This is a genomic window from Brachybacterium massiliense (assembly GCF_900184245.1).
GTDB lineage: Bacteria > Actinomycetota > Actinomycetes > Actinomycetales > Dermabacteraceae > Brachybacterium > Brachybacterium massiliense.
The window spans coordinates 26,366-52,445 of the sequence record NZ_FXXB01000005.1 but is presented as its reverse complement, the minus strand read 5'-3'; the positions used below and the strand labels follow the sequence as shown (position 1 = coordinate 52,445).

The 26,080-nt window shown below is 68.7% G+C and carries 20 protein-coding genes and 1 riboswitch; of the genes, 10 read left to right on the top strand and 10 right to left on the bottom strand.

What is annotated here, in order from left to right:
* The first annotated feature begins 244 nt into the window (after positions 1-244).
* Positions 245-1,267 carry a Gfo/Idh/MocA family protein gene (locus BN4251_RS03235; RefSeq protein WP_087483719.1) on the top strand — a complete coding sequence of 341 codons (1,023 nt, stop codon included), beginning with the start codon at positions 245-247 and terminating at the stop codon, positions 1,265-1,267.
* 60 nt (positions 1,268-1,327) lie between these two features.
* Here BN4251_RS03235 and BN4251_RS03230 read toward each other — a convergent pair whose 3' ends face one another.
* Positions 1,328-1,759, bottom strand: a complete 432-nt coding sequence (locus tag BN4251_RS03230; protein ID WP_087483897.1) for an MmcQ/YjbR family DNA-binding protein — start codon at positions 1,757-1,759, stop codon at positions 1,328-1,330.
* Between the two features lie 86 nt (positions 1,760-1,845).
* Here BN4251_RS03230 and BN4251_RS03225 point away from each other — a divergent pair, with 86 nt between their 5' ends.
* Positions 1,846-2,757, top strand: coding sequence for an ATP-grasp domain-containing protein (locus BN4251_RS03225; protein ID WP_087483718.1), 912 nt, complete (start codon positions 1,846-1,848; stop codon positions 2,755-2,757).
* A 12-nt stretch (positions 2,758-2,769) separates the two neighbouring features.
* Here BN4251_RS03225 and BN4251_RS03220 read toward each other — a convergent pair whose 3' ends face one another.
* The 4 genes from BN4251_RS03220 to BN4251_RS03205 are packed head-to-tail and all read right to left on the bottom strand — an operon-like array spanning position 2,770 to position 8,379.
* The gene (locus BN4251_RS03220; RefSeq protein WP_087483717.1) at positions 2,770-5,175 is read right to left on the bottom strand and encodes a glycoside hydrolase family 3 protein; all 2,406 of its coding nucleotides are present in this window, start codon (positions 5,173-5,175) and stop codon (positions 2,770-2,772) included.
* Positions 5,172-6,194 (bottom strand): ABC transporter permease subunit, encoded by a 1,023-nt coding sequence (locus BN4251_RS03215; RefSeq protein ID WP_087483716.1) that lies wholly within the window; start codon positions 6,192-6,194, stop codon positions 5,172-5,174. Before BN4251_RS03215 ends, BN4251_RS03220 begins: the two co-directional genes overlap by 4 nt.
* The gene (locus tag BN4251_RS03210; RefSeq protein WP_087483703.1) at positions 6,194-7,207 is read right to left on the bottom strand and encodes an ABC transporter permease; all 1,014 of its coding nucleotides are present in this window, start codon (positions 7,205-7,207) and stop codon (positions 6,194-6,196) included. Before BN4251_RS03210 ends, BN4251_RS03215 begins: the two co-directional genes overlap by 1 nt.
* A complete protein-coding gene (locus BN4251_RS03205) occupies positions 7,204-8,379 on the bottom strand; it encodes a glycoside hydrolase family 5 protein (RefSeq protein WP_087483704.1) in 1,176 nt (391 codons plus the stop codon). The genes BN4251_RS03210 and BN4251_RS03205 overlap by 4 nt, the downstream gene beginning before the upstream one ends.
* Positions 8,380-8,429: 50 nt before the next feature.
* On the opposite strand from BN4251_RS03205, the gene BN4251_RS03200 reads away from it, so the two are divergent.
* Complete coding sequence (locus BN4251_RS03200; RefSeq protein ID WP_170931810.1) at positions 8,430-9,077, top strand: TetR/AcrR family transcriptional regulator; 648 nt, start codon at positions 8,430-8,432, stop codon at positions 9,075-9,077.
* 6 nt (positions 9,078-9,083) lie between these two features.
* Here the strand turns inward: BN4251_RS03200 and BN4251_RS03195 are convergent, their stop codons facing one another.
* Positions 9,084-10,763: an extracellular solute-binding protein gene (locus BN4251_RS03195; protein WP_087483706.1), complete on the bottom strand. Its 1,680-nt coding sequence runs from the start codon at positions 10,761-10,763 to the stop codon at positions 9,084-9,086.
* Between the two features lie 217 nt (positions 10,764-10,980).
* On the opposite strand from BN4251_RS03195, the gene BN4251_RS03190 reads away from it, so the two are divergent.
* Complete coding sequence (locus tag BN4251_RS03190; RefSeq protein WP_087483707.1) at positions 10,981-12,453, top strand: type I restriction-modification system subunit M; 1,473 nt, start codon at positions 10,981-10,983, stop codon at positions 12,451-12,453.
* Positions 12,450-13,529 (top strand): restriction endonuclease subunit S, encoded by a 1,080-nt coding sequence (locus tag BN4251_RS03185; RefSeq protein WP_087483708.1) that lies wholly within the window; start codon positions 12,450-12,452, stop codon positions 13,527-13,529. The genes BN4251_RS03190 and BN4251_RS03185 overlap by 4 nt, the downstream gene beginning before the upstream one ends.
* A gap of 41 nt (positions 13,530-13,570) precedes the next feature.
* Here BN4251_RS03185 and BN4251_RS03180 read toward each other — a convergent pair whose 3' ends face one another.
* Complete coding sequence (locus BN4251_RS03180) at positions 13,571-14,110, bottom strand: RES family NAD+ phosphorylase (protein WP_140398376.1); 540 nt, start codon at positions 14,108-14,110, stop codon at positions 13,571-13,573.
* 101 nt (positions 14,111-14,211) lie between these two features.
* Positions 14,212-14,805 (bottom strand): hypothetical protein, encoded by a 594-nt coding sequence (locus BN4251_RS03175; protein ID WP_087483710.1) that lies wholly within the window; start codon positions 14,803-14,805, stop codon positions 14,212-14,214.
* A gap of 249 nt (positions 14,806-15,054) precedes the next feature.
* Between BN4251_RS03175 and BN4251_RS03170 the strand changes: the two genes are divergently transcribed.
* Entirely contained in the window at positions 15,055-18,495 is a 3,441-nt protein-coding gene (locus BN4251_RS03170; RefSeq protein ID WP_087483711.1) for a DEAD/DEAH box helicase family protein, read from the top strand.
* Here BN4251_RS03170 and BN4251_RS03165 read toward each other — a convergent pair.
* Both BN4251_RS03165 and BN4251_RS03160 read right to left on the bottom strand, forming a co-directional pair.
* Positions 18,473-19,804 (bottom strand): LLM class flavin-dependent oxidoreductase, encoded by a 1,332-nt coding sequence (locus BN4251_RS03165; RefSeq protein ID WP_245810172.1) that lies wholly within the window; start codon positions 19,802-19,804, stop codon positions 18,473-18,475. The genes BN4251_RS03170 and BN4251_RS03165 overlap by 23 nt on opposite strands.
* Complete coding sequence (locus BN4251_RS03160; RefSeq protein WP_087483712.1) at positions 19,801-20,601, bottom strand: 3-oxoacyl-ACP reductase; 801 nt, start codon at positions 20,599-20,601, stop codon at positions 19,801-19,803. The genes BN4251_RS03165 and BN4251_RS03160 overlap by 4 nt, the downstream gene beginning before the upstream one ends.
* A gap of 245 nt (positions 20,602-20,846) precedes the next feature.
* Positions 20,847-20,940: riboswitch (TPP riboswitch) on the bottom strand.
* 192 nt (positions 20,941-21,132) lie between these two features.
* Here BN4251_RS03160 and BN4251_RS03155 point away from each other — a divergent pair.
* The 4 genes from BN4251_RS03155 to BN4251_RS03140 are packed head-to-tail and all read left to right on the top strand — an operon-like array spanning position 21,133 to position 26,026.
* Positions 21,133-22,404 carry an ABC transporter substrate-binding protein gene (locus BN4251_RS03155; RefSeq protein ID WP_087483713.1) on the top strand — a complete coding sequence of 424 codons (1,272 nt, stop codon included), beginning with the start codon at positions 21,133-21,135 and terminating at the stop codon, positions 22,402-22,404.
* A gap of 13 nt (positions 22,405-22,417) precedes the next feature.
* A complete protein-coding gene (locus tag BN4251_RS03150; protein ID WP_087483895.1) occupies positions 22,418-23,365 on the top strand; it encodes a carbohydrate ABC transporter permease in 948 nt (315 codons plus the stop codon).
* Entirely contained in the window at positions 23,362-24,183 is an 822-nt protein-coding gene (locus BN4251_RS03145; protein ID WP_212647578.1) for a carbohydrate ABC transporter permease, read from the top strand. The genes BN4251_RS03150 and BN4251_RS03145 overlap by 4 nt, the downstream gene beginning before the upstream one ends.
* Before the next feature lie 10 nt (positions 24,184-24,193).
* Positions 24,194-26,026: a hypothetical protein gene (locus tag BN4251_RS03140; RefSeq protein WP_087483714.1), complete on the top strand. Its 1,833-nt coding sequence runs from the start codon at positions 24,194-24,196 to the stop codon at positions 26,024-26,026.
* The last annotated feature ends 54 nt before the right edge of the window (positions 26,027-26,080 follow it).

The following is a 26,080-nucleotide window of genomic DNA, read 5'->3' as shown; positions in this document are numbered from 1 at the left end:
GTAGGCGCGAGATATCCACCTCGACGGTAACTTATCGATTACATCCACAGGTCACAGACAACAAAGGCATTGTCAGACAACCGGATCCGAAGGGTGTCGCGCATCTCCATTCACTCTGGTGCACATCCACGAACGGCCGACGGAACAGCCCGCAGGGCCGTGCCGCGTCGGCCCTCAGGGCACTGCCACTACAGTGATCCTCGAGCGGCAGCGGCCCCGCAGAGGCGGCCAGGGATGAGGAGACATGACCAGCAGGCGCATCGGCCTGATCGGATGCGGAGATGTCTCGGTGGTCCACGTCGAGGCGATCCACGACATCGAGGGCCTCGAGCTGGTGGGCGTCGCCGACACCGACCCGCAGGCGCTCGCGCGAGCAGTCGAGCTGACCGGGGTGCCCGGGTTCGCGAGCACGCAGGAGCTGATCGACGGCGTGCACCCGGAGGCGGTGCACGTGACCACCCCGCACCACGAACACATCGACCCCTCCCTCACCGCTCTCGCCGCGGGCGTGCACGTGCTGCAGGAGAAGCCCATCGCGCACACCCTCGACGAGGGGCAGCGCCTGGTGGACGCGCTCGAGAGCGCACCGGGCGCAGCCAAAGTGGGCATCTGCTTCCAGAACCGCTACAACCTCGCCAGCCAGCGCCTGCACGATCTGCTCGCCTCCGGAGCGCTGGGCGCGGTGCGCGGTGCCTGGGCCTCGGTCGTCTGGACCCGCAGCGCCGACTACTACCGCGCGAAGCCCTGGCGCGGCACCTGGGAGGGCTCGGGCGGCGGACTGCTGATCAACCAGGCGATCCACACCCTCGACCTGGTCCAGTGGCTGCTGGGCGGGGTGGAGCGCACCGATGGTCACGTGGCTACCCGCCGCTTCGCCGACGTGATCGAGGTGGAGGACACCGCGGAGCTGCTGCTGCACCATCCCGGCGGCGTGACCACCTCCTTCTACGCGACGCTCACCGCTCCCCAGCACCGGCCGGTGGAGATCGAGCTGGACTGCGAGAAGGCGTATGTGAGCCTGCGCGGCGGCACCGAGGGCGGGCTGACGATCCGCTGGGCCGACGGGCGAGTGGACACCGTCGGCGAGCGCTCGGTGACCTCGGGCGGCCGCTCCTACTGGGGCGTCTCCCACGAGCTGCTGATCCGTGACTTCTACGAGCGCCTCGAGGAGCCGGAGCCGTTCTGGATCGGTCCTCGCGAGGCGATGGCCTCGATGGAGATCCTCACCGAGGCCTACCGGCTGAGCGGCGTGGGCCCGGGCGCCTGACCTGCGCCGGGCCCGGTCACCTCCGGTCGAGCCGCTCCGAGGCAGTCCGCCCCGGGCGGGTCACTCTCGCGGGTCCTCGAAGGTCTCCGGGTCGATCGGGCGCAGCCTGCGCGGCAGAGCGGCGACCACGAGACGGTAGGAGTCGGTCACCAGGTCGAGCAGCAGCTGCTCGTCCAGGCCCTCCCCGGCCTCCGCGGTGATCCAGTGGCGCTTGTTCATGTGATAGCCGGGGCTGATCGCGGGGACGTTCTCGCGCAGCACCTCGGCATCGCGCGGATCGGACTTCAGCGTCACGATCGGTGTGCCGCGCAGCTCCGTGGCCAGCAGGAACACCTTCCCGACCACCTTGACCACCTCATGCTCGGGGCCGAAGGGCTTCTCGAGGGCGGTGGCGGGCAGCTGCAGCGCGCGCTCGAGCGCGATCTCGTGCAGCGCGGCGGGCTCCAGGCCCGACGGGCCCGGTGTGTGCGGCGAGCGGGGCGGGTGCGGCATGCGGTCATGATGCGCGGCGGGCACGGCCCAGTCCACTCCCCGCCTCCGCCCGTCCCCTCGCCGCGCGGCCCCGCTAGGGTCGGCCCATGCCCTCCCTCGGACTCGTCATCACCGATCCCGCCCGCTTCACCGCCGCCGACACGATGCTCGATGTGCACCCGCTGCTCGAGGCGCTGCGGGCACGTGGCGGCGACGCCCGGGCCGTGGATTGGGCGGACCCCACAGTGGACTGGTCGGAGTTCGACCTGGTGGTGCTGCGCAGCCCCTGGGACTACTCGGTGCGCCCTGCGGAGTTCGACGCCTGGCTCGACCGGGCAGGGGCGGCCACCCGGATCCTCAACGATCCTGAGCTGGTGCGCTGGAACATGGACAAGCGCTACCTCGCTCAGCTCGAGCGCGCCGGGATCCCGGGGATCCCCACCACCCTCCATGTGGACGAGTCCTCCCTGGCCGCGGCGCTGTCTGCGGCGTCGGCCGGAGCCCACGACGGGCATGTGGTGCTCAAGCCGACGGTGGGCGCGGGCGCGCGGCTGACGGGACTGCTGCACCCGGGCGACCCCGCGGCCCTCGCGCTCGGCCGCGAGATCCTCGCGACGCGAGGCACGGTGATGTTGCAGGAGGAGGTGCCCGAGCTCTCCGCGGGGCGGGAGAAGGCGCTGTATCTGATCGATGGGCGCTTCACCCACGCGATCGCCAAGGGCGCCCTGCTGGCTCGCGGCGGCGGACTGCGCGGGGGCAACTACCGCGAGACGCCCGAGCGCGTCGAGCCCACCGAGTGGGAGCGGCAGTTCGCCGAGCGCGTGCTCGCGGCGACCGCCGAGGCCACCGGGCTGCAGCTGCCGCTGTACGCGCGGATCGACCTGGTCGACACCGCCGCGCACGGCCTGCTGCTGCTCGAGGCGGAGCTGTTCGAGCCCCTGTTCAACCTGCACCTCGCCCCCGAGGTGGCGGAGGTGTTCGCCGAGGCGATCCTCGCGCGGGCGGCGCAGGACGGCTGATTGCGGCCGCCGTCACCCCGGTCGGCGTTCGGTGATGCCGCTGCGCAGCAGGTAACGCAGCACGTTCGTGGCCGTGCGCTGCATCTCGCCCAGGGTGATGCCGTCCTCGCTGCGGAAGGAGTCCATGATCGAGTCCTCCCGGGTGATGCCGAAATGGACCTCCGAGCCGGGCATCAGCACATCGACCTGGGCCCGCACGCGGTACGCGCTGTCGCGCAGGGCAGGGAAGTGCGGATCCGGCTCCATACGCATCCACCAGTCGGTGACGACGTTGCCGTCATAGCCCCACTCCCCGCGCAGGACGGTGGTGGCCAGGTCGTAGTGGTAATGACCCCACACCCCGTTGATGCGGTTGTACGACGTCATGATGTTCTGCGGGGAGGACTCGCGGACCATCATCTCGAAGCCGCGCAGATAGATCTCGCGCAGCGCCCGTTCCGAGACCCGGGAGTCGTTGACGGTGCGGTGGGTCTCCTGGTTGTTGGCCGCGAAATGCTTGGGGCAGGCGGAGACGCCCTGCGCCTGCACGCCGCTCACCACCGCAGTGGCCATCTTCCCGGTGAGCAGCGGGTCCTCTGCGAAGTACTCGAAATTGCGACCGCACAGCGGGTCGCGATGGATGTTCATCCCGGGGGCGAGGAGCATGTCGGAGCCCTTGTCCAGCATCTCCCTGCCGTGGAGCTCGGCGAGCTCACGCACGGCGGCGACATCCCATGAGGAGGCGAGCGCCGTCCCGCAGGGTAGCAGCGAGGCGATGCTCGACAGCCTCAGTCCCGAGGGTCCATCGGTGGTGATCGCGGGCGGGATGCCGCGGTCCCGCAGCGCCTGCGTCACGCCTCCGAGAGCTCCCGCGTTCCCGGGCGGGCCCAGGGGGCTGTCCATCACGATGTCTCCGTAGGCGAGGCTCGTCAGCTCCTCGGGGCGCAGCGCCGCCACGAAGTGCTCGAGCTCGGCGCGCCCCGCGAGCACGTCCTCGAAGCGCACCGTCGGCTCCTCGACGGGGTCGAGCGGGGCCGGGAGGCGGTCCAGGATCCGCTCGGCGAGGTCGACGGTCGAAGTGGGCACGGGCTCCCAGCAGATCTGCGCGCGACCGTCGGCGTCCCGGTGCAGCGCCATCCTGTCGAAGCCGTGGCCGGGTGGGACCGCGGCCACCTCCTCGAGCTGCCGCACCACGGCGAGCTCCCCGAGGTGGAACGAGCCGACGGGCTGCGCGTGCCGTACGTCCGCGCCGAGGAAGATGCGGTATTCGCCCGGCTCGAGCACCCAGGCGCTGCGGTGCCCGGTCGTCCCCGCGTCGTCGTAGGAGGCGAGGTCCTCCATGGCCACCTGCAACGACAGCTCCGTGCCGCGGCTCGGTGCGATCTCGTCGGTGCGTGCGAAGGCGGCGAGCGACCGGGCGGGCTTGGAGAGCGCGCCGTCCGGCGCTTGGACGTAGAGCTGCACGACCTGGGAGCCCGGGCGGGCCCCGGTGTTGGCGACATGGGCGCGGACGGCCAGCACGTTCGCCTCGAGCGCGACGTCCTGTGCGGTGATCTCGAAGGTGGTGTAGCTCAGCCCGTGACCGAAGGGGAACAGGACCCTCTCCGGCGCGAAGGTCTCGAAGTAGCGGTAGCCCACGAAGACGTCCTCGACGTACTCGCTCACCTCCGGGTCCCCGAAGTGCCCGGCGGAGGGGTAGTCCTCGTAGCGGCGGGCGATGGTGTCGGTGAGCCGCCCGCCCGGCTCGGCGATCCCGGTGAGCACATCCGCTGCGGCGCGGCCTCCCTCCATCCCGCCCGACCAGGCCAGCACCACGGCCGAGAGCGGGAACTCCTCGGTCCAGGCGAGGTCGATGACGTTCCCCGTGTCCACCAGGGCGATGGTGCGGGGGAACGCGGCGGTGACCTGGCGCAGCAACTCTCGTTCCGCGGCGGTGAGGTGGTACGCCCCCGGCTCCAGGACGTTGTCGCGGTCCTCGCCCGCCGCGCGGCCGATCACGACCACCGCTGTGTCGCTGCGCTCTGCGGCGACGGACACCTCGGCCTCCGTGAGGTCGGGCTCCGGGAAGGAGCGAGGCCAGCGGCCCCATTCCTGGCCGGGTTCCGCAGGGTGCTCGCGACTGTGCCTCTCGTAGCGCGCCGCGAGTTCCTCGTCGAGGAGGACCCGCCGGCCTTCCCGCAGCGAGTCCAGCAGGTTCGTGACGTACGGCGGGTTGACGTCACCGCCCGAGCCGTAGCCGACGGCGATCCAGTCCTTCTGGGTGCGGCCGAAGACGGCGAGGCGCGCACCCGGTGCGAGGGGCAGCGTTCCGTCGTTGCGCAGCAGGATGATGCCACGAGCAGCGAGGGAGCGGGCCCGTGCGGCGAGGGCCGGGTCGAGCTGCGCGCTCTGGACGCGCGCGCCGGAGGTGGAGGACTGTGAGAGCAGGGTCTCGGTCATGGAGCAGGAGCTTTCGTCGGCGGCTCCGCGTTCTGCGAGGAGTATCGTCGGCAGCGTCTGATGGGTATAAGAGACAGCTTGATCGCCCCCGTGAGCACGCCCTTGGTGAAGAAGCGCTGCGCGAACGGGTAGACGATGAGGATCGGCACCGTGGCGACCACGACGATCGCCATCTGCACGGTCTGGGCGGGCGGGGCAGGACGGTCCGGCGCCTGGAGGTCGCTCATCGCATTGCCCTGCACGACGTACTGGTTCAGCACCAGCTGGATCGGCCACTTGGTGGTGTCGTTGATGTACAGCAGCGCATTGAAGAACGAGTTCCAGTATCCGACGGCGTAGAACAGCGCGATCACGGCCAGCACCGCCTTCGACAGGGGTAGCACGATGGATCCGAAGATCCTGAACTCGCTGGCCCCGTCGATGCGGGCGGATTCGAGCAGCTCTTGCGGCAGCTCCATGAAGAAGTTGCGCATCACGATCATGTTGAACGCACTGATGAGCCCGGGAAGGATCAGCGCCCAGTAGCTGTCCAGCAGCCCGAGCTCCTTGATGAGCAGGTAGTTCGGGATGATCCCGGCGCCGAAGAACATGGTGCACAGCACCAGCACCATCGCGCCCTTGGAGAAGGGGACGTCACGCGTGCGGGTCAGCCCGTAAGCGAGCATCGAGGTGAACAGCAGCGACAGCAGGGTGCCCACGATGGTGATCCCGGCGGTCACCATCAGCGACCTGGTCACCACGCCGCCGGCGAAGATCGACTCGTAGGCCGCGGTGGAGAAGGAGGTGGGGAAAAGCTGCCCCGAGGTCACCGATCTGCCGTCCGCGAAGGAGAACATGATGACGTACAAGAACGGGTAGAGCATCACCAGCACGATCACGGCGATGACGACGACCTTGAGGGCCTGCATCGTCGGGGAGGGCCGGTCCATCCAGGGCGGTCGCCCGGAGGGCGCGCCCCGGGAGCGCCGTGCGGCACGGCCGGTCACGTCGGGGCGTGCGATCTGGTCGATGACGGCCATCAGTAGATCCCTCCGGTTCCGAGACGCTTCGCGATCCGATTCGCGAAAATGACGAGGATGGTGGCGATGACGCCCTTGAGCAGGCCGGCGGCTGCGGAGAGTCCCCAGTCGCCCCCTGCGATGCCGCGGAAGTACACGAACGTGTCCAGCACCTGGGCGGCGTTCGCGCCGACGGCGGGCTGCTGCAGCAGCAGCTGCTCGAAGCCGACGGTGAGCACGTTGCCGACGGTGAGAATGAGCAGCAGGGAGATCACGGGCACCAGTCCCGGCAGGGTGATGTGCCACATGCGGCGCCAGCTGCCTGCGCCGTCGGTGGCCGCCGATTCGTAGAGCTCGGTGGGGATCGACGAGATCGCCGCGAAGAAGATGATCGTCCCCCATCCGACGTCCTTCCAGATCACCTGGCTGACCAGGAGGATCTTGAAGGTCTCCGGGTTCGTCATGAGGTTGACGCCCTCGACCCCGATCATGTCGAAGAGCTGCGCGATCGGCCCGGCCCCGCCGAGGATCTTCTGCCAAATCGCGATGACAATGACCCAGGAGATGAAGTGCGGGAGGTAGACGACGGTCTGGATGATGCGCTTGATCCGCTCGCCCAGCAGGGAGTTCAGGAACAGCGCCAGGATGATCGGCGCGGGGAACGCGAACACGATCTGCAGGAACGAGATCACCAGGGTGTTGACCACCGCTCGCAGCACCTCGTCGTCCGTGAAGAGGTTCGCGAAGTTCTGCAGGCCCACCCACTGGGAGTCGAAGACTCCGCGGAAGGCGGAGTAGTCCTGGAAGGCGACCACGTTCCCCGCCAACGGCACGTACGCGAACAGGAGGAAGAACGCGACACCGGGCACGATGAACACGTACATCTGCCACTCGCGCTTCATCCGCTGCCACCGGGACCTGGTGCGAGGGCGCGATGCTCCACCCGCGCCGGGATTCGTGGGGCTCTCCTCGGGGACGCCGGCCACCGCCTGCTCGAGCGAGGGGGCTTCGGTGTCACGTGCTTCGATGCTCATCGGTTCGCTCCTTCCTGCAGCACGCCGGGGATCCGGTGGACGGACGGGGCGGCGGCGATCCCCGGGAGGGCGTCGAGCACGGCGGCACGCACCGTGCATCTCGAGGCCGCGACGTTCTCGAGGAGCTGCTCGAAGATCTCGTGCGCGCGCGGCGGTCTGGGCCCACGTCCGGCGGCGAACTGCCTGATCTCCTCCCACCTGTCCGGTGACGGGATGATCCGCGGCGAGGTGTCGCGGTCGATCTTCTTCCAGGTCCAGAAGGTCCAGGGGATGCCGTGCTGTGCGAACAGCGAGAACGCCTCGGCGTACCACCGGTCGTCGTTCTCGCCGCTCTCCCCCATCCACAGGGGCAGGCCCAGGCGCTCCCGCAGGTCGAGATACTGCTGGATGCTCCGGGTGGTGGGCTCCGACCAGTACTTGTGGAAGTGCAGGCAGGCGTTCTCGTCCCAGAGCCGATCGATCCCCTCGAAGCGTGTGGCCCAGTTCCAGCCCTCGATCGAGAGGAGGTGATGGGGGTCCTCCGCACGGATCACGGCGATGACGTCGCGGTAGAAGTCCGCGAGCCGGGGCACGAGGGACTCGTGCTTCTGCGGCAGCGGCTCGTTGAGGAGGTCGTAGGCGCTCACGGTCGTCTCCTCGGCGTAGCGCTGCGCGAGCAGCTCCCACAGCCGCAGGCCCTGGCGGTAGGCGGCCGGGTCGGTGAAGAGCTCGGGAAGCCGGTGCGGGGAGTCGTCGATGTTCGCTCCGGTCTGACCGCCCGGTGCCCCGTGGAGGTCGAGCACGCAGCTGATCCCGGCCTCGCGGCACCAGGAGATCGCGCGATCGACGTGCGCGATGCCCTCCTCGATCAGCTCGTCCCCGTCGAAGATCCCCCGGGCGTTCATCGGCAGTCGCACATGGTCGAAACCGGCGGCGGCGATCTCGGCGATGTCCTGTGCCGTGATGAACCGTGCGCGGTACTCCTCCCAGAACTCGGCGCCGGTGACCGGACCGATCAGCTCGGCGACGAGCTGCTCCATGCGCCGCGGGGAGTCCGCAGGCCCCTCGAGGTCCCACATGTAGCCCTCCGGGAGCAGCCAGCCCCCGAGCCCCATGCCGCGCTCGAAGGGCAGCGCCCCCTCGGGAGCGCGGATGCGATCACCCTCACGTCGGTAGTAGTCCTGTCCCGTCATCCCTGTCCCTCTGTTCTTGGTCGACGTGGTGAGGCGTTATGGTGCCGACCATGTCCAGCCCCACCACGGATCCGGCCGACGCCTCTCTCGGCCCTCGTGCGCGTCGCTCCGCGCTGCGGCGCAAGGAGATCCTCGAATCCGCCGTTCGCACGATCGGTCTGCGCGGCTATGCGGGGGCGACGCTCGCTGCGATCGCGGAGGACGTGGGCATCTCCGCCCCGAGCCTCCTGCACCATTTCCGCAACAAGCAGTCCCTGCTCATCGAGCTGATCGACTATCGCGACGACCTCTCGCGGCAGATCGGGGGCACGTCCTTCGACAGCGGCGGCCAGGCGGCGCTGGACCACCTCGGCGACACCGCAGCGGCCAACGCTGCCAGTCGCGGCCTGACCCAGCTCTACGCGGTGCTGCTGGGCGAGTCGATCACCGAGGACCACCCTGCGCAGTCGTACTTCCGGCGCCGGCTCTCCGGCCTTCGAGCCATGGTGAGCGATGCGATCCTCACGGCGATCGCGGATCCCGCAGTCCCCGAGGGCGATGTGCTCGAGACGGCGGCGGCGATCGTGGCCGTGATGGACGGCGTGCAGTACCAGTTCCTGCTGGACCCAGACGCGGTGGACATGGCCGCGGTGACGCGGAGGACCATCCGGGCGCTGCTGGCGGATCTGCGAACGGCCTCCGGCAGCGACGAGCGCTGACATTCCTCAGTCCGCCCCGTCGAGCGCGGCGGTGAACTCGTCGCACAGGGTCTGCCCGCCCGCGCTGAGCCAGGCCTCGCGGTACTCGGAGAGCTCACTGAGGGGCCGGCGGCCGGTGATGAATCCGTTGCGGTAGTCCTCATTGAGCGAGTCCAGCTTCGCGTTCAGCGACGCCGCGCTGGGGGCGACGATGCCCGCCACCGGGTTGGGGACGGTGGAGGCGACGAGCTGCTCCATCGTGGTGCGGAAGTTGTCCACGTAGTCGGTGAGCGTGGGGGCGATGGAGTAGATCGGCGAGTTGAACGCACCCAGCCACTGGAGGGCGGCACGGTCGGCATCGGCCTGGTCGTCACCGAGCCCGACGACCTCGTGGTCCGGGCCGAACTCGTAGTTGACGCCCTCCGTGCCGGATCCGATGAACAGGGCCTCCTCGGAGCCGAACGGCGCACGCCAGTAGTTGATGATCCCCAGCAGTTCGTGCAGGCGGGCCTCGTCCTCGGCGGCCGCGGCGGAGATCGCCACGATGCCCCAGTAGCCGTCATCCCGCTGGATGACGATATCGCCGCCGTCGAAGGCGGGCGGGACGAAGAACTCGGGCTCGGCCTCCGGGGTCGAGTCCACGACCTGGCCGATGATGGGGTTGCCGAAGAATCCGTTGAAGGAATCGATGGTCAGGGCGATCTGTCCGGTGGTGAAGAGGTCCCCGAGCTCGCCGCCGATGCCGTCGGGGTGGATGACCCCTGCATCCCACAGCTGCTTCTCGAACTCCATGACCTGCTCGAAGGCATCGGTCATGAGCACATTGACGATCTTGCCGGAATCGTCCACCTGCCAGGTGGTGCCCGCCCGGAACATCCACTCGAACATCGCCTGCTCGTTGCCACCGATGGTGGCCATGCCCCAGATCTTCTTGCCGTGGGCGGTCCCCAGCGCGGCGATGTCGCTCATCACCTGCAGCCACTCCTCCGCGGTGGAGCCCATGGACTCGTGGCCGGCGAGCCGCATGAGGTCGCCGCGCACCAGGGGGAAGTTCGTCAGGAACGGGTTCTCGTTCGGGACGCCGTAGATGTGGCCGTTCTTGGCGGAGACCTGCCAGGCGTTGGTGGAGATGTTGGCGAGGTTCGGCCACTGCAGGATGTTGTCTCCGGCGAGCACCTCGGAGAGGTCGGCGAACGCGCCGTCCGCCAGGGCTCGCTGTCCGATCGCGTCGGTGTCCTGCACGAAGGAGAGGTCCGGCACCGAGCCCGAGGCGATGGTGGTGGAGAACTTGTCGTTGTAGCCGTCCGCCGCGGTCAGCGTGGGGGTGAACGTGACGTTCAGCCGCTCCTCGAGCTGCTGCCAGTAGTCGTTCTGCTCGCGCGGACGAGGAGGCGCACCCCACAGCACCTGGAAGGTCGTCACCTCCTCGCCGCTGCCGGGCGGCTCCTCGACCGAGGTGAAGTACTCCTGCAGGGGCGAGGTGAAGATCATCGGCATGCCCTCGACCTCGGAGGCGATGCCGCCTTCGGGGACCGGTGGCTCGACGTGGGTGGGCAGAGTGAGCTCCTGCTCCTCGAAGCCGCCGGAGCCGGAGCCGCCGGAGGACCCGGAGCACGCGGCGAGCCCGGTGACCGAGACGGCGGCGGCGCCGAGGCCGAGGACGGAACGGCGCGAGGGACGGAACTGCGGGGATGACACGGTGGTCATGACGCTCTCCTTTGAGGTCGACTGGCACGATGCAGACCAAACGCCTAATAGCCGTTAGGCGTTCATGTCGAGGGACTCTACACGCCGCGCGACGATCCGCCAGAGGTCGACGATCACGATCGGGCAACGGCCCGGTGCCGAGGTGCACGGGGAGCACGCTCCGTCGCGACGAAGGCACGGCACTCACCGGTCGGAGGACGCACATAGACTCGCTCGGGTGATCACGGGAGAACTGAAGAACCGCGTGGACCGCGTCTGGGACGCCTTCTGGTCCGGAGGCATCTCGAACCCGCTCGAGGTGATCGAGCAGGTCACCTACCTGCTGTTCATGCGCCAGCTGGACGAACAGCAGATGCGAGCAGAGCGCGAGCTGCGCCGTCTGGGTCGCACCAGCACCCCCATGCCGTTCCCGGAGGGGACCTCGCACCTGCGCTGGTCGAAGATCAAGGTGATGACCGACACCGCGGAGATGCACCGCCTCATGGGTGACGAGGTGTTCCCGTTCCTGCGGTCGCTCGGAGACACGCCGGATGGTGCGACCAGCTCATACGGCGAGCACATGGCCGGGGCTCGCTACACGATCCCCAGCGCCGGGCTGCTGAGCAGGGTCGTGGACATGCTCGACGAGATCCCTCTGGATGATCGGGACACCAACGGGGACCTCTACGAGTACCTGCTCTCGAAGCTCGCGACCTCCGGCACCAACGGCCAGTTCCGCACCCCACGGCACATCATCTCGCTGATGGTCGACATGATGGCCCCCACCGCGCAGGACGTGGTCTGCGACCCCGCATGCGGCACGGCCGGCTTCCTGATGGCCGCGGGCGAGTACGTGCGCACGCACCACGGTGACGCCCTGATCGACCGCGCCCAGACCCCGGGCCGGGCTCCGGCGATGTTCCACGGCTTCGACTTCGATACGACGATGCTGCGGATCGGCAGCATGAACATGCTGATGCACGGGGTGGGCTCCGCGAAGATCGAGTACCGCGACTCGCTGTCCGAGGGGGCGGCGGGTGAGGCCTCGCGGTACACGATGATCCTCGCGAATCCGCCCTTCGCCGGGTCACTCAACTACGAGGAGACGAGCAAGGACCTCCAGAGCGTGGTGAAGACGAAGAAGACGGAGCTGCTGTTCCTGGCCCTCTTCCTGCGCCTGCTGAAGACGGGTGGTCGCGCCGCGGTGATCGTTCCGGACGGCGTGCTGTTCGGCTCCTCGAAGGCGCACAAGGATCTGCGGAGGTCCCTGGTCGAGAACCACAAGCTCGACGCGGTGGTGAAGCTGCCCTCGGGGGTGTTCAAGCCGTACGCCGGGGTCTCCACCGCGATCCTGTTCTTCACGAAGACGGGCGCCGGCGGCACGGAGGACGTCTGGTTCTACGACGTCACGGCCGACGGCTTCTCGCTCGATGACAAGCGCACCAAGATCACCGACGACGATCTGCCCGACGTGCTGGCCCGCTGGCAGAACCTCGACGGCGAACGAGATCGCGCCCGCACTGATCAGAGCTTCCTGGTGCCGAAGGCGGACATCGTCGCCGAGGGCTACGACCTCTCGATCAACCGCTACAAGGAGATCGAGCACGAGGAGATCGAGCACCGCCCGACAGCGGACATCCTCGCCGACGTCGAACGGCTGAACGGCGAGATCGCCGAGGGTGTGGCGCGGCTGCGGGAGGCGCTGGGGTGAGCAAGTGGGCCAGAGAAAAACTCGGTGACGTCGCGACGATTGACCGCGCCACAGTTAACCCGCGCAACCTTCCCGAATCGACTTACTATCTCGGGCTCGAGCATATCGCGCGCGGCGGGGAGATCATCGCTTCAAGCACTGTGGGCGATGCACAGCTGTCCAGCAACAAGTTCCACTTCGATACGCGGCACATTTTGTACGGAAAGTTGCGACCGAACTTAGTCAAGGTAGCCAACCCTACCAGGCACGGGGTCTGCAGCACAGATATCCTCCCAGTCCTGCCCGGAGAGCGCCTAACCCGACACTACCTACTTCATTACCTACGTCAGCCGTCAATGGTATCACTCGCTTCGTCACGAGCCTCTGGCGCAAATCTACCTCGGCTGAGTCCGGCGGAGCTTTTATCTTTCACAGTGCCGCTCCCACCCATCGAAGAACAGCGCCGCATCGCCTCAATCCTCGACGAGGCCGACGCGATCCGCGCGAAGCGCCGAACCCAGCTCAGCCACCTCGACAAGCTCCCGCTGGAGTTGTTCCACCAGCGGTTCGCCAACACCAACAATACGCACCCAACCATTCCACTCAGCGATATTGCTCGCTGGTCGAGCGGAAAATTCTTACCAGCCTCTAAGCAAGCAGGAGGTGACGTCCCCGTATATGGCGGCAATGGAATCACTGGCACTCACGACCGCGCCATGCACAAGCCGCGCCGACTGATAGTCGGGAGAGTTGGGGCGAACTGTGGCGCCGTGCACGTAACACGACCAAACTCTTGGGTTACCGATAATGCATTAGTCGCCGAGATCCTGCGCCCTGACGTTGATATCTCATACCTGGAATATGCACTCCGGTCTGCAGACCTGAATCAGTATTCAGCCCAGTCCGGCCAGCCTTCAATTAACGGTGCACGGATATCTGGAGTCCCAATCCGGCTGCCACCTCTCGAAGCTCAAGAGTCCTTCGCCGACGCTCTTAGGGAGATCCGCGCTGAGCGCGACCGCGTCGCCAAGGCGCTCGAAGCCGACGAGGAGCTGTTCGCCGCGCTCCAGCATCGAGCGTTCCGCGGCGAGCTCTGACCGGCGGCCGACGGCTGGACCACCGCTCTCCGGCGCGCCGGTCAGCGGATCGACCACCCCAGGCGCTCCCGCACCCGCGCGGCGAGCGTCAGCACATCAGCGTGCTCAAGGTTGCGGGAGAAGCTGGGCGCGGCGGGGAAGGCAGCGACCGAGCGGGAGAAGAGCACGATCACCGGGTCGCCGGTGACCGTCGAGGGGACCAGCAGCCCGTCGAGGCGATCTCCCAGCTGGTCATGGATGGCCGCGGCCCACGCACGGCAGATGTCTTTCGAGGCCTGCGGGAGCGAGGCGGACGCTCCGTGGCGCACGGCCCAGTCCCCGTTCCCCTCCCCGCCGATCAGGTTCAGCAGGTCCAGGGGTCGCGATGGGCGCCAACCGGACAAGGCTCGTTCGGCGGTGAGGGTGATCGCCCGGTCCCGTTGGAAGAGCTCGGCGAAGGCCGTGGTGTAGGCGGGTGCCGTGTAGGAGACGCCGGCTACGGAGCGGACGGAGAGCGGACCTGCCTGCGGGTCCCAGCGGTTGCTGCGGATCGGCCCGTTCCATCGCAGCTCGTCCCACGCCATCGGGTGCCTTCCGGCCACCGCATGGATCCTCCACAGCGGCCCGCCGAACGAGGCGACGGTGCCGTCCGGGAGTGTGAGCGGAACCGACGGGCGGCGGGGATTCTTCGCGTGCGCCGAGTTCACTCGTAGCCGAGCTCGTCGACCAGTGAGACCACAGCGTCCACCTGTCCCCCGTCGAGCAGCCATCGCACGGGAGACCGCTGATCGAGCGACTCGTTCGGCGTCGTCATGAAGCGCTGGATCGACAGAGGGTGCGTGTACTGCGGGAACGCCGGGATGATCGCGCGCAGCCCCGGAACCACCTCCCCGTCGTCGAACTGCCAGTGCGGGAATCGAGTCGTGCGCCCCCCGCTGCTCGGCAGCGCATACAGATCGCCCGTCGCCTTCGACCGCCGGATGCTCGCCTCATGTCGCTCGAGGAGCGTCGCGACCTCCGCCGTGCTGAGCGAGGCGCTGTGCACCTGCTCCTGCGCCGCCGCCCTGTCCCGTGCGACGCGGCTCTGCGAGAGGGTGCGCGCCGTGGGAGTCAGATCCTCCTCCGTGAGGTCCGTGTTCTCCAGCAGGAACTCCCGCTCCCCTGCGGAGAGCGACTCCGAGGTGGCATCGCTGGCCTCGCGCAGGAGGTCCAGGAGCGCGTCGACGCTCAGAGGATTGCCTCGCCGGTCCAAGGCGTCCTCCAGGCGAGCCGTGAAGTCATGCGTCGCGCTGCTCATGAGTATCATGTTACGCCGTAACCGTCTGCAACAGAAGGGTTCTCGTGGACTCACGGGAGATGCCTGCAAGGCGGCGCCCACCAGCATCGTTTCTCGGTTTACCGTGTTTCCCGTAGCGAGAAGCACGCTCGATCGAGAAGCAGTCGGTGGGCCACCCCTTCGACGTCGCGTCTCCCTACCCTCCGACATTCCCCGCCGTCGCACCCCGTCGATACACTCTGACCTGGGAAGCGACCGAGGAGGGCGGCAGTGAGCAACTTCGGATTCATCCGGGGGCAGTGGCCGGAGCTGTTCGACGTGTGCCAGCGCGCCGAGTCCTACGCCCTCTCCGACCCCGACAGCGCCGCCTTCCATGCTCGCGTCGCGGTGGAGAAGGTCGTCGAGTACCTCTTCGTGGACGTGTTCGGGCTGCCTGAGGGCTACCGCTCGGACCTCAGCGCCCGGATGAACGACCCGGCGTTCAAGAACCGCACCTACGCCATCAACAATCAGCTGAACCTCCTGCGCCGGCGCGGCAACGACGCTGCGCACGGCAACCGTCGACTCTCCCGCCAGGAGGGCGTCGCCACACTGCGGGATCTCTTCGACGTGATCGTCTGGACGGTCAAGCACCAGTCCACATTCCCCGAGGCCGCACCACTGGGCACCGCCTTCGACGTCTCCATCGTTCAGAAGCGCGCCCCGCTCGGCCCCGCCGAGCTCGCCAAGCTGGTGAAGCGCTTCACCGAGCAGCAGGAGACCTCCCGGCGCGAGATCGCCGAGCGCGATGACAAGCTCTCCGCCCTGGAGGAGGAGCTCGAGGCGCTGCGGAAGCAGATCGCCGACGCAAAGGCAGCCGACACCGCCGCCGACACCCACGACTACCGCGAGGACGAGACCCGCAACGACCTCATCGACGAGCAGCTGCGCGATGCGGGATGGGCCCTGGAGAACCCCGAGAATCGCGAGTACCCCGTGGACGGGCTCCCCGTCCTGCCGGGGGTCAACGAGAGCGGCACCGGCAGGGTCGACTACGTGCTGTGGGGAGAGGACGGCCGGCCGCTCGGCCTCGTCGAGGCCAAGCGCACCAGCCGTGACCCCTCCGTCGGCGCCCGCCAGGCCCAGCTCTACGCCGACGCTCTCGAGCGCAAGTTCGGTCGGCGGCCGATCATCTTCCTGACCAATGGCCGGCAGCACGAGATCTGGGACGATGCACCCTGGAACGGTGCTCCCGGCTACCCCGCCCGTGCGATCGAAGGGTTCTACACCCGCGGCGAGCTCGAGCAGCTCCACCACCGACGTACGCAACGCCGCCCGCTGAGCAGCGCGGGCGTCGACGCGGAGATCGCCGGTCGCCCGTACCAGCAGCGAGCGATCGCGAAGGTGGGAGCGCACTTCGACGCCCGTCAGCGCCGTGCCCTGCTGGTCATGGCAACCGGAACCGGCAAGACCCGCACCGCGATCGCCCTGGTGGACCAGCTGATGGAGCGCGGTTGGGCCAAGCGCGTGCTGTTCCTCGCCGACCGCACCGCCCTAGTGCGCCAGGCGCACAAGGCGTTCTCGAAGCTGTTACCGGGTGTGACGAGCATCGACCTCACCTCGGACAAGCACTCCGAGGCGCGCGTCCACCTGGCCACCTATCCCACGATGATGAACCTCGTCGATGCGGCGCGCGACGGCGGCGGGCGACGCTTCGGCCCGGGCTATTTCGACCTGGTGATCATCGATGAGGCCCACCGCTCCGCCTACCAGAAGTACGGAGCCCTGTTCGACTGGTTCGACGGCCTGCTGCTGGGACTGACCGCCACCCCGGTCGATGACATCGCCCGCAGCACCTACCGCCTCTTCGAGCTCGAGCCCGGCGTGCCAACCGACTCCTACCCGCTGGAGGAGGCCATCGGCGAGGGCTATCTCGTGGGCCCGGAGAACCTCGTCTACGACCTCGGCTTCCACCGCAGCGGCATCCGCTACGACCAGCTCTCCGAAGAGGAGAAGGAGCAGTGGGAGGAGATCGACTGGGACGAGGGCGAGGACTCCGACCCGGTGGAGGAGATGCCCACCGCGGTCGAGGCGCCGCGCGTGTTCCGCTCCCTGTTCAACGCCGACACCGCGGACAAGGCCCTCGCCGAGCTGATGCGCGCCGGCCACCACGTGGCCGGCGGCGACCGTCTCGGCAAGACCATCGTGTTCGCGATGAACCAGCGCCACGCCCAGTTCCTCAAGGAGCGCTTCGACGCCCAGTACCCACATCTGGGCGGAGACTTCGCCCAGGTGATCACCAGCGACTCCGCCTATGCGCAGGACCTCATCGAGTCCTTCTCGATCAGCGACCGGGCCCCGCACATCGCGATCAGCGTGGACATGCTCGACACTGGGATCGATGTCCCCGAGGTGCTGAACCTGGTGCTGTTCAAGCAGGTGCTCTCCAAAACCAAGTTCTGGCAGATGATCGGGCGCGGCACCCGGCTGTGCCCTGACGCCCACGGGGACGGAGCCGACAAGACCGGGTTCCGCGTCTTCGACTTCTGCGGCAACGTGGAGTACTTCGGGCAGGACCCCGCGGACCGCGCCTCGAGCGTGCAGAAGCCGCTGTCCCATCGACTGTTCGCCACCCGCGCCCGGATCGTGGCCGGCATCGACCTCACCGCAGGGGACCTGCAGGTGCGGGAGGGCGCGGTGGAATGGCTGAGCGAGTTCGTGGGCGGCATCCCCACCCACTCCTTCCTCGCGCGCAGGCATGGCGAGGCGATCTCGCGGTACTCGCGTCCCGAGGGCTGGGCGGCGCCGCTCGGCAGGATCGACGCGGAGGATGCCGCAGAGTCCCTGGGGTCCCTGCCCTCGGCCGGCACCACAGAGGACGAGCACGCCAAACGCTTCGACCTGCTCGTGCTGCGTCGCGAGCTCGCCCAGCTCGAGGGAGACGAGGCCCTGGCCGAGCGCACTCGCTCAGCGGTGCAGGAGGTCGCCTCTCAGCTGCTCGAGAAGCAGACGATCCCCCAGGTCGCCACCGCAGCCGCTCTGCTGCAGGAGGTCGCGGGCGAGGACTGGTGGGAGGGGGTCACCCTCGCGATGCTGGAGCGAGCCCGCCGAGAGCTGCGCTCCCTGGCGCAGTTCCTCGACGCACACCGACGCTGGAGCGTGGTGACCGACTTCGAGGACGACCTCGGCGAGGCCCGCTCCGCCGACCTTCCGCTGGTCGCCGTGGGCGTGGACCAGGCCAGGTTCCGGGAGAAGGTCACCGCGTACATCCGTGAGCACCGCGATCACGTCGCGATCCAGCGTCTGCGCCGCAACCTGCCGCTGACCGAGACGGATCTCAGTGAGCTCGAGCGGATCCTCGTCGAACAGGGAGACGGCACCCCCGAGGCGCTGGCGGCGCTCAGCGGCGAACGGGGCCTCGGAGTGTTCGTCCGCTCGCTCGTCGGCCTGGACCGCGCAGCCGCCGAGTCAGCCTTCGCCGAGAAGATCGCCCTGGGCGGCCTGAACTCAGCGCAGATGGAGTTTCTGACGATGGTGATCGACGAGCTCACCCGGCGCGGCGAGATGCGGCCCGAGCGCCTGTTCCAGTCGCCCTACGAGGACAGGGCCGCGACCCGCATCGACATCGTGTTCCCGGACGAGGCGGAGGCCGATGCGGTCATCACGGTGCTGCACGACATCGAGCGCGCCGCCACACCCGTCGACATCATCACGGAGAAGTCGCTGGCCTGACCTCGGGCAACCTCAGGTGCTCCCGCAATGTGGTCCCCTCGTACTCGCGCCGGAACCGGCCGCGCCGCTGCAGTACGGGCACGACCTGATCGACGAAGTCTGTGATCCCGCCGGGGAGGGTGGGCGGCATGAGATTGAAGCCGTCGGCCGCTCCCGCGTCGACCCAGCGCTCGATCTCGTCGGCCACCGACTCCGGTGTACCGATGACGGTCGCGTGGCCGCCACCGGCGGCGAGCAGACCCAGCAGTTCACGCACCGTCGGTCGCACAGAGTCGACGATGCGCAGCACCGTGGCATAGCGCCCCTTCGGGCCGGTGAACTCCTCGAGGGGCGGGAGCGGTGGCACGGAGGCGTCGAGCTCCCAGCCTGAGGCGTCCTGGCCGATGAAGAAGGAGAGCTGGCGCAGGGAATCCGCGACCGGCAGGCGGGAGTCGAGATCCGCGCGTATCCGCCGGGCTTCCGCCTCGGTCGAGGCCACGTGGACGACCAGGCCTGGCATCACCGCGATCGTCTCCGGGTCGCGGCCCAGCGCGGCGGCCCGCGCGCGGATGTCCGAGCGGTAGGCGCGCGCGGACTCGAGGTCCCAGGCCACCGCATAGATCCCCTCGGCGTGGCGGGCGGCGAGATCGCGACCCGGTTCGGAGGCTCCAGCCTGGAACAGCACCGGGCGGACCTGCGGCGGCGTCGGCACGTTCAACGGCCCGGCGACCTCGAAGGACTGACCGCGATGCTGCGGCGGTCGCAGCAGGGACGAGTCGACGTACACCCCCTCCGGATCGGCCAGGATGCTCTGAGCGGGCCAGGAATCCCACAGGCCCTGGAGCACCTCGATGAACTCCCCCGCGGTGGCGTAGCGCTTCGCATGATCGGGCAGCGCGGGCATGCCGTGGTTGCGAGCCTCCGCGTCGGTCATCGAGGTGACCACGTTGATCCCGGCCCGGCCGTGGGAAATGTGGTCGAGGCTCGCCAGCAGGCGAGCGGCGTGGAACGGGTCCCAGAATGTGCTCGACACCGTCGTGACCAGCCCGATCCGTGCGGTGGCGCGGGCCATCGCCGTGAGCACGGTGATCGGTTCCAGGAACCATGTCGGCCCGCGCTCGGCCCCGGCGGGCGCGATCGACTGGCCGTCGGCGAGGAAGATCGCATCGAGCCGTCCGCGCTCCGCGATCCGTGCGAGCCCCTCCCAGTACGTGATGTCACCCAGTCGCGATACCGAGGAGCCCGGCGCCCGCCAGGCCGCGGCGTGGTGGCCGCACGCATGGGCGAACAGGTTCAGCCGCACCTGGCGGCGAGGCGCAGCGATCCTCAATCCTTCACCAGCCCGCCGTCGACGACAAGGTTCTGCCCGGTCACGGACCGGGACCACGGAGAGGCGAAGAAGAGCGCGGCGTCGGCGAACTCCGCGGGTGTGGTGACCGACTGCAGCGGGGTTCCCGCGGCGATCGCGTCGAAGACCTCCTCGGGGGTCGCGGCGCTCGCGTCGGTGGTGCGCAGCAGCCCGCCGCTGACCATGTTCACGGTGATGCCGAGCGGGCCGAGGTCGGCGGCGAAGGTGCGTGTCAGCGCGAGCAGCGCCGCCTTCGCCGCGGTGTAGTCGTGATACGGAACGACCGGGTGCTGGAACAGGTTGGTGCCGACATTGACGACGCGCCCCGAACCTGCCCGGGCGAAGCCGGGCAGCGCCGCCTGGATCGTGTTCAGAGCGCCCTGCACCGCGCCGGAGAACTGCGCGGAGAAGGCGTCGTAGGAGATCTCGTGCGCCTTGGCGCGTGCGTCGCCGTTGAAGGAGAAGCCGGTCAGAGCGTTGTTCACGACGGTGTCGACAGGAGCGCCGAAGGCGTCCTCGGCCTGCGTGAACAGGGCCTCGACCTGGGCCCGGTCCCGCACGTCGGCGCGCACGGCGACGGCACGACCCGGATGGCGCTCGGCGAGCTCGAGTGCGGCGCCCTCGCTGGTGAGGTGGTTGATGACCACCCGGGCCCCTTCGTGCAGGAAAGCTTCGGTGAGTGCGCGCCCGAGGCCGCGGGCACCGCCGGTGACCAGCACGATCTGCTCGGCGAGGGCGGGCGTGGGGCGGGAGGTCTGCTCGGTGGTCGGTGAGGTCATGGTCGACAGGTCCTTTCGGGGCCGGCGAGCACGCCCGCCGCACAGCGGGCGGGAGCACATCGCGGAAGGAGCGACGCCGAGTGCCGGCGCCGCGTGGAAGAGGACACGGGGATCCGCCGGCGGACCCCGGTGAGCCCGTCTGCACGAAGGGGCCCGGACGCACTGCGGCGCCTCCTCCGACGGCGCGGCGAGGCCGGCGCAGCGAGGATCGATGCATGGGGCGACGGCGTGCATGGCGGCAGCACACAGCTCATCGACGACATCCCTCCGCGAGTACGAACTCGATCAGGTTCACCGGGTGTGATCTCAGCCCCCGTCGGGGCACCCCGTGTCACTCATGGATGCTACCCGCAGATCCACCGCCGTAAAGGTGCCGCCCACCGCTTCCACGACTCACCCACGGAAAGCGCTTGACAATTGCGCACCTTTGTCTGGACCATATGGGTCACCAGTCCTTGCTCCGCAGCCCAGCGTCGTTCGCGGTGGAGCGTCGGTCGCGTCAACGAAGCGCAGTCCTCCGAGGAGATCACCATGCACAGCCTGAATCGTCGCACCCTGCTCGCCGCAGGTCTCGCCGCCACCGCGGCACCCGCTCTCGCCGCCTGCGGAGGCGGCTCCTCCGCCTCCCCGGACGCCCCGGTCCAGTTCATGCTCTCCGGCGACGCCAACCAGGGCGGTGGCTACGCCGCGATGGCCGAGAAGTACCTCGAGGAGACCGGGATCCAGATCGAGATCGTCGATGTTCCCTACGATGACCTGCAGACCAAGGTGCGCAACGCCTCCAAGGCGAACGACCTCCCGGCGATCGGCCGCATGCCCTCGATCGACCCCGTCTGGCTGGATCGGACGGTGGACCTCTCGGAGGTCGCCGCCGAGGTCAAGCCCATCGAGGGCATGTACGCACGCGACGAGGAGGGCAAGGTCCCCGCGCTGCCGAGCGATCTCACCGCCGTCGGCATGTTCCTCAACAAGGACCTCTGGGACGAGGCCGGCGTCGAGTACCCCACTTCGTTCGACGATAATGTGTGGACATGGGATGAGTTCATCGAGTCCGCGAACAGCGTGCGCGAGGCGAACGGCATCCGGTTCTCTCTTGTCATGGACCGCAGCTCCCACCGGCTGAACTCGTTCCTGTACCAGAACGGCTCCGAGGGGCTGCGCCTGAACGAGGACCTCTCCCAGTACGAGGCGAACGATGCGACCGTCGAGGCGCTCGAGCGCTTCGTCGCGATGAATGACGACGAGGTGATGCCGCGCTCCGTCTGGCTGACGGAGGAGGATCCCAACGCCATGTTCAAGACCGGCCAGATCGCGGCCTATTACTCGGGCTCGTGGCAGATCGCGGACTTCGTCGCGAACATCGCCGATTTCGAGTGGGTCAGCGTGCCGATGCCGGCCCAGCCCGATCAGGCCACGAACTTCGGTGCCGCCGCCCAGATCGTGGTGTTCGAGGGGACGGGCCAGGAGCAGCAGGCGCTCGACTTCGTGAAGTGGCTGTACAGCCCGGAGAACTACGCGGAGATCTCGCGGATCTCCGGGTTCCTGCCCGCCACCGAGGGTGTGGAGGTCAGCTACGAGGACCGTCAGGAGGATTTCGACCTGTACAACGCCGCGATCGCGGCCTCACCCGCCTTCGTGGGCGAGATCAAGTCGCGCGACCTCGCGCTGCAGGCGGCCGGCACCGCCGCTCCGCTCAGCGGAGATCCGGTGCGTGACGAGGCGGTCAAGGCGATCGCCGGGGACATCTCCGCTGCGGACGCCGTGACCGCTGCGCTCGAGCAGCTCAACGAGAGCCTCGCCTGATCGCATGTCCACCATGACCACCCAGAGCGACCCCGCCGCGGGCCCGCGGCCGGTCCGTGCCGGCGACGGCGCGCGGCGTCCCAACGCCGTGCGTGAGCGTCGTCGGCGCGGGGTCATCGCCACGATCTTCCTGCTGCCGGCGATCGTGCTGTTCGTGATCTTCTTCGTGGGCCCGGCCGGGCTCGGCATCCTGTACTCCTTCACCGACTACCGGGGATACGGGGAGGCCGAGTTCGTGGGGGTGGAGAACTACACCTCTCTGTTCGCGGACGAGGAGTTCTACTCGAGCCTGCTGCGCACGGTGCTGTACACCGTGGTGGCGGTGCCCTTCGGGTATTTCCTGTCCCTGACCATCAGCGCGCTGCTGGTGTCCAAGGACGTCAAGGGCTCCGCCCTCGCCCAGGTGATCTTCTTCTTCCCCTGGCTGGTCTCCCCCATCGTCACCGGCGTCATCTTCCGGTGGCTGTTCGGGGAGAACTTCGGCCTGGTGAACTACCTGATCACCTCCGCGGGCCTGAATCCGGTGAAATGGGCCGCCGATCCCAACCTCGCCCTGGTGGTGGTGATCCTCGCCGGTTCCTGGGGCGGCACCGCGTTCTCGATGCTGCTGTTCATGGCCGCGATGCGGAACATCCCCGCCTCGTACCTCGAGGCGGCATCGCTCGACGGTGCCGGGCCCCTCACACGGTTCCGCCGGATCACCTGGCCGCTGCTGCGTCCCACCTCGTTCCTGGTGATCCTGCTGGGCACGATCGGGGCGATGAAGGAGTTCGCGATGATCCAGGCGCTCAACGGAGGCGGCCCCGGCACCTCGAACGTGCTGATCGTCCAGTACATCTACAAGACCGGCTTCGAGCAGTCCAAGATCGGCTACGCGAGCGCCGCCTCGATGGTGCTGATGGTGATCCTGCTGGCCATCGCCCTCATCCAGAAGCGGTTCGACAGGAGTGATCTCGAGTGAGCTTCTCTGCGCGTCAGATCGCGCCGAACATCCTGCTGTGGGCGCTCGCGGCGCTGTTCCTGTTCCCCGTCCTGTGGTTCCTGCTGAGCTCCTTCAAGCCGGGCAGCGAGCTGTTCACCTGGCCGCTGCGACTGTTCCCGCAGGATTGGACGCTCAGCGGGTATCAGACGGCCTGGACCCGCTTCGACTTCCAGACCTACTTCCTGAACACCGCGATCGTCGCAGTGGTCTCCACCGTGTTCACGGTGTTCGTCAGCGCGTGCACCGGCTTCGCCCTGGCGAAGTACCGCAACCGCCTGGTGCAGATCTTCTTCCTGCTGATCCTGGTCACCACGATGCTTCCCACCGAGGTCATCATGCCCTCGACCTTCGCGGTGATCCTGGGGCTGGGGCTGTACAACTCGCTGGCAGGCATCATCATCCCGTCGATCATCACGGCGACCGGCATCTTCATGTTCCGTCAGTTCTTCCTGACGGTCCCCGACGAGCTGCTGCAGGCCGCCCGCATCGACGGCGCGGGCGAGTTCCGGATCTTCTTCCGCCTGATGCTCCCGATCGCCCGTCCGATCATCGCGGTGCTCGCGATCTTCTCCTTCCAGTGGCGGTGGAACGACTACATCTGGCCGCTGCTGGTGCTGAACGACCAGAAGAAGTACACCCTGCAGATCGCTCTGCGCTCGATCGTGGGCGCTGAGAACATCGACTGGGCGGTGCTGCTGGGCGCCTCGGTGATCTCGCTGATCCCGATGGTGCTGCTGTTCCTGGTGTTCCGCCGTCAGATCATGAACTCCGACATCAGCTCCGGACTGAAGGACTGAGGACCCCTCGATGACCGCTGGCACCGCCCGCGCACCGTCTGCGCTCCTGGATCAGCTCCCTGCCGAGCACCGCCTGCTCGTGCAGGAGGCGGCGCGGCGACTGCCGCCGCATGCCGAGGAGATCCTCGCCGCCCCCACGCACCGTGCGCTCGGCAGGGTGGTGCGCGATGCGACGCTGCTGCTGCAGCTCGGGGCGGCGGCTCGCGATGTGCAGGCCGACGGGCCGCTCGTCGAGGCGGCGAGCACCGCGCTGCGGGCGCTCCGCGAGCTCCAGGGCCCCTCGGGCACCTTCCGCGGCGGGGACAACGTCGACTCCCCACCGGATTCGGCGTTCACGGTCAACGATCTCGCCTGGGCGCGGGTCCAGCTGGGCGGACTCCCGGCGAGCGTCTCCCCCGCCAAGGGTCTCATCGATCTGCTCGATGAGCTGCTCGGCGCGGTCGCACCCGCGCTCCTGCAGGGCGGCGTGCACACCCCGAACCACCGCTGGGAGATCGCCTCGGCGCTCGCCCGGCTGTGGGAGTCGGGCGGGTCCGAGCAGACCCGCGAGCGCGCTCTGCAGTGGCTCGCGGAGGGTGTGGACCTGCAGGCCGACGGCATGTTCTCCGAACGCAGCGCGAACTATGCAGCTCACGTCTCGGTGCCGTCGCTGCTGGTGATGGGCCGGATCCTCGAGCTGCCCGCACTTCGGGAGGCGGCGGATCGCGGCACGCGCATCCAGGCCCGGCTGACGGACGCTGACGGGCGAGTGGAGACCCTCGCCTCGCGGCGCCAGGACCAGTTCGAGCGCTTCGACGGCGGGGCCCTGCACCCCTGGTTCCGCTCCCACGCCGCCCGGACCGGCGATCCGTTCTCGGCCCGTGCCGAGCGCCGCACCTCGGCCCTCGCCGACGCGGACGCAGTGCTCACCCTGCTCGCCCACGCCCTGGAGGACCCGTCGGCCCTCGACCCCCTGCCCGACCCCGCCCCGTCGGCCGCTCCGGATCGCCCGGAGCTCGTGGAGCTCGATCCCTCGGGGCTGGTGCGCATCGATCACGGCGACTCGCGTGCGGTGCTGTTCGGCGGGACGGACACCGCCGCGATCGGACGGATCGCCTCGGGCACGTCGAGCCGGCCAGTGCTCGCGCGGCTCGTGGGGCGGAGCGTCGGGGTGCCGGAGGTGCGACTGTCCCGCGACTTCTTCTCGCTGGGGCCGCTGCGTCCGGGCCCGCCGCGACGGGTCGACGGCGACGAGGAGGCGGGCCGGTTCTCCTATGAGCTCCGCGAGGAGGTCCAGGCCGAATACTTCCATCCGCTCGCCCCCGCCCACCTCGACCCGCACGGCGTGTATCCGCTGGGCTTCAACGGGCGCTTCGCCGCCGCGATGGACTTTCCGCACCGGCCCGTGGACGTGCTGGCTCTGACCACCACGCTCCGTGCGGAACTGGCCCCAGGTCACCTCAATCTGCACTTCCGCTTCACTGGAACGGACACTCCCCTGTGCCTGCTGCTCGCTCTCGACGGCGGAAGTCTCTCCCCCGGCCTGCGGCGGGACGAGCGGGGGCGGCTCGTGCTCGAGCCTGCGGACGATGGCGCACCGGCGTCGGCCGGGGCCGTCTCGCGGGAAGCCCACTGCACCCTCGCAGGCGACGGCGAGACCCTCGAGATTTCAGCCGTCGGCGCTCTCGGAGGCCGCGCCTTCTACGACCCGGGTGAGCAGTACACCTTCCTCGGCGCGACCGACGAGCCGCGCGGCGAGGTGCTGCTGATCCCCGCGCGCTCCTCCGCGCCGCTCACGCTCAGCCTGTGCCTCGCCGCATCGAGCGCCTCGCCTCCCCGCGACGGGGGCGTGCGGCTGGTGTGAGCGGAGGCCGCAGGCGGTGCAGCGGGTCCGTCAGTCCGGTCGACAGGAGGAAGA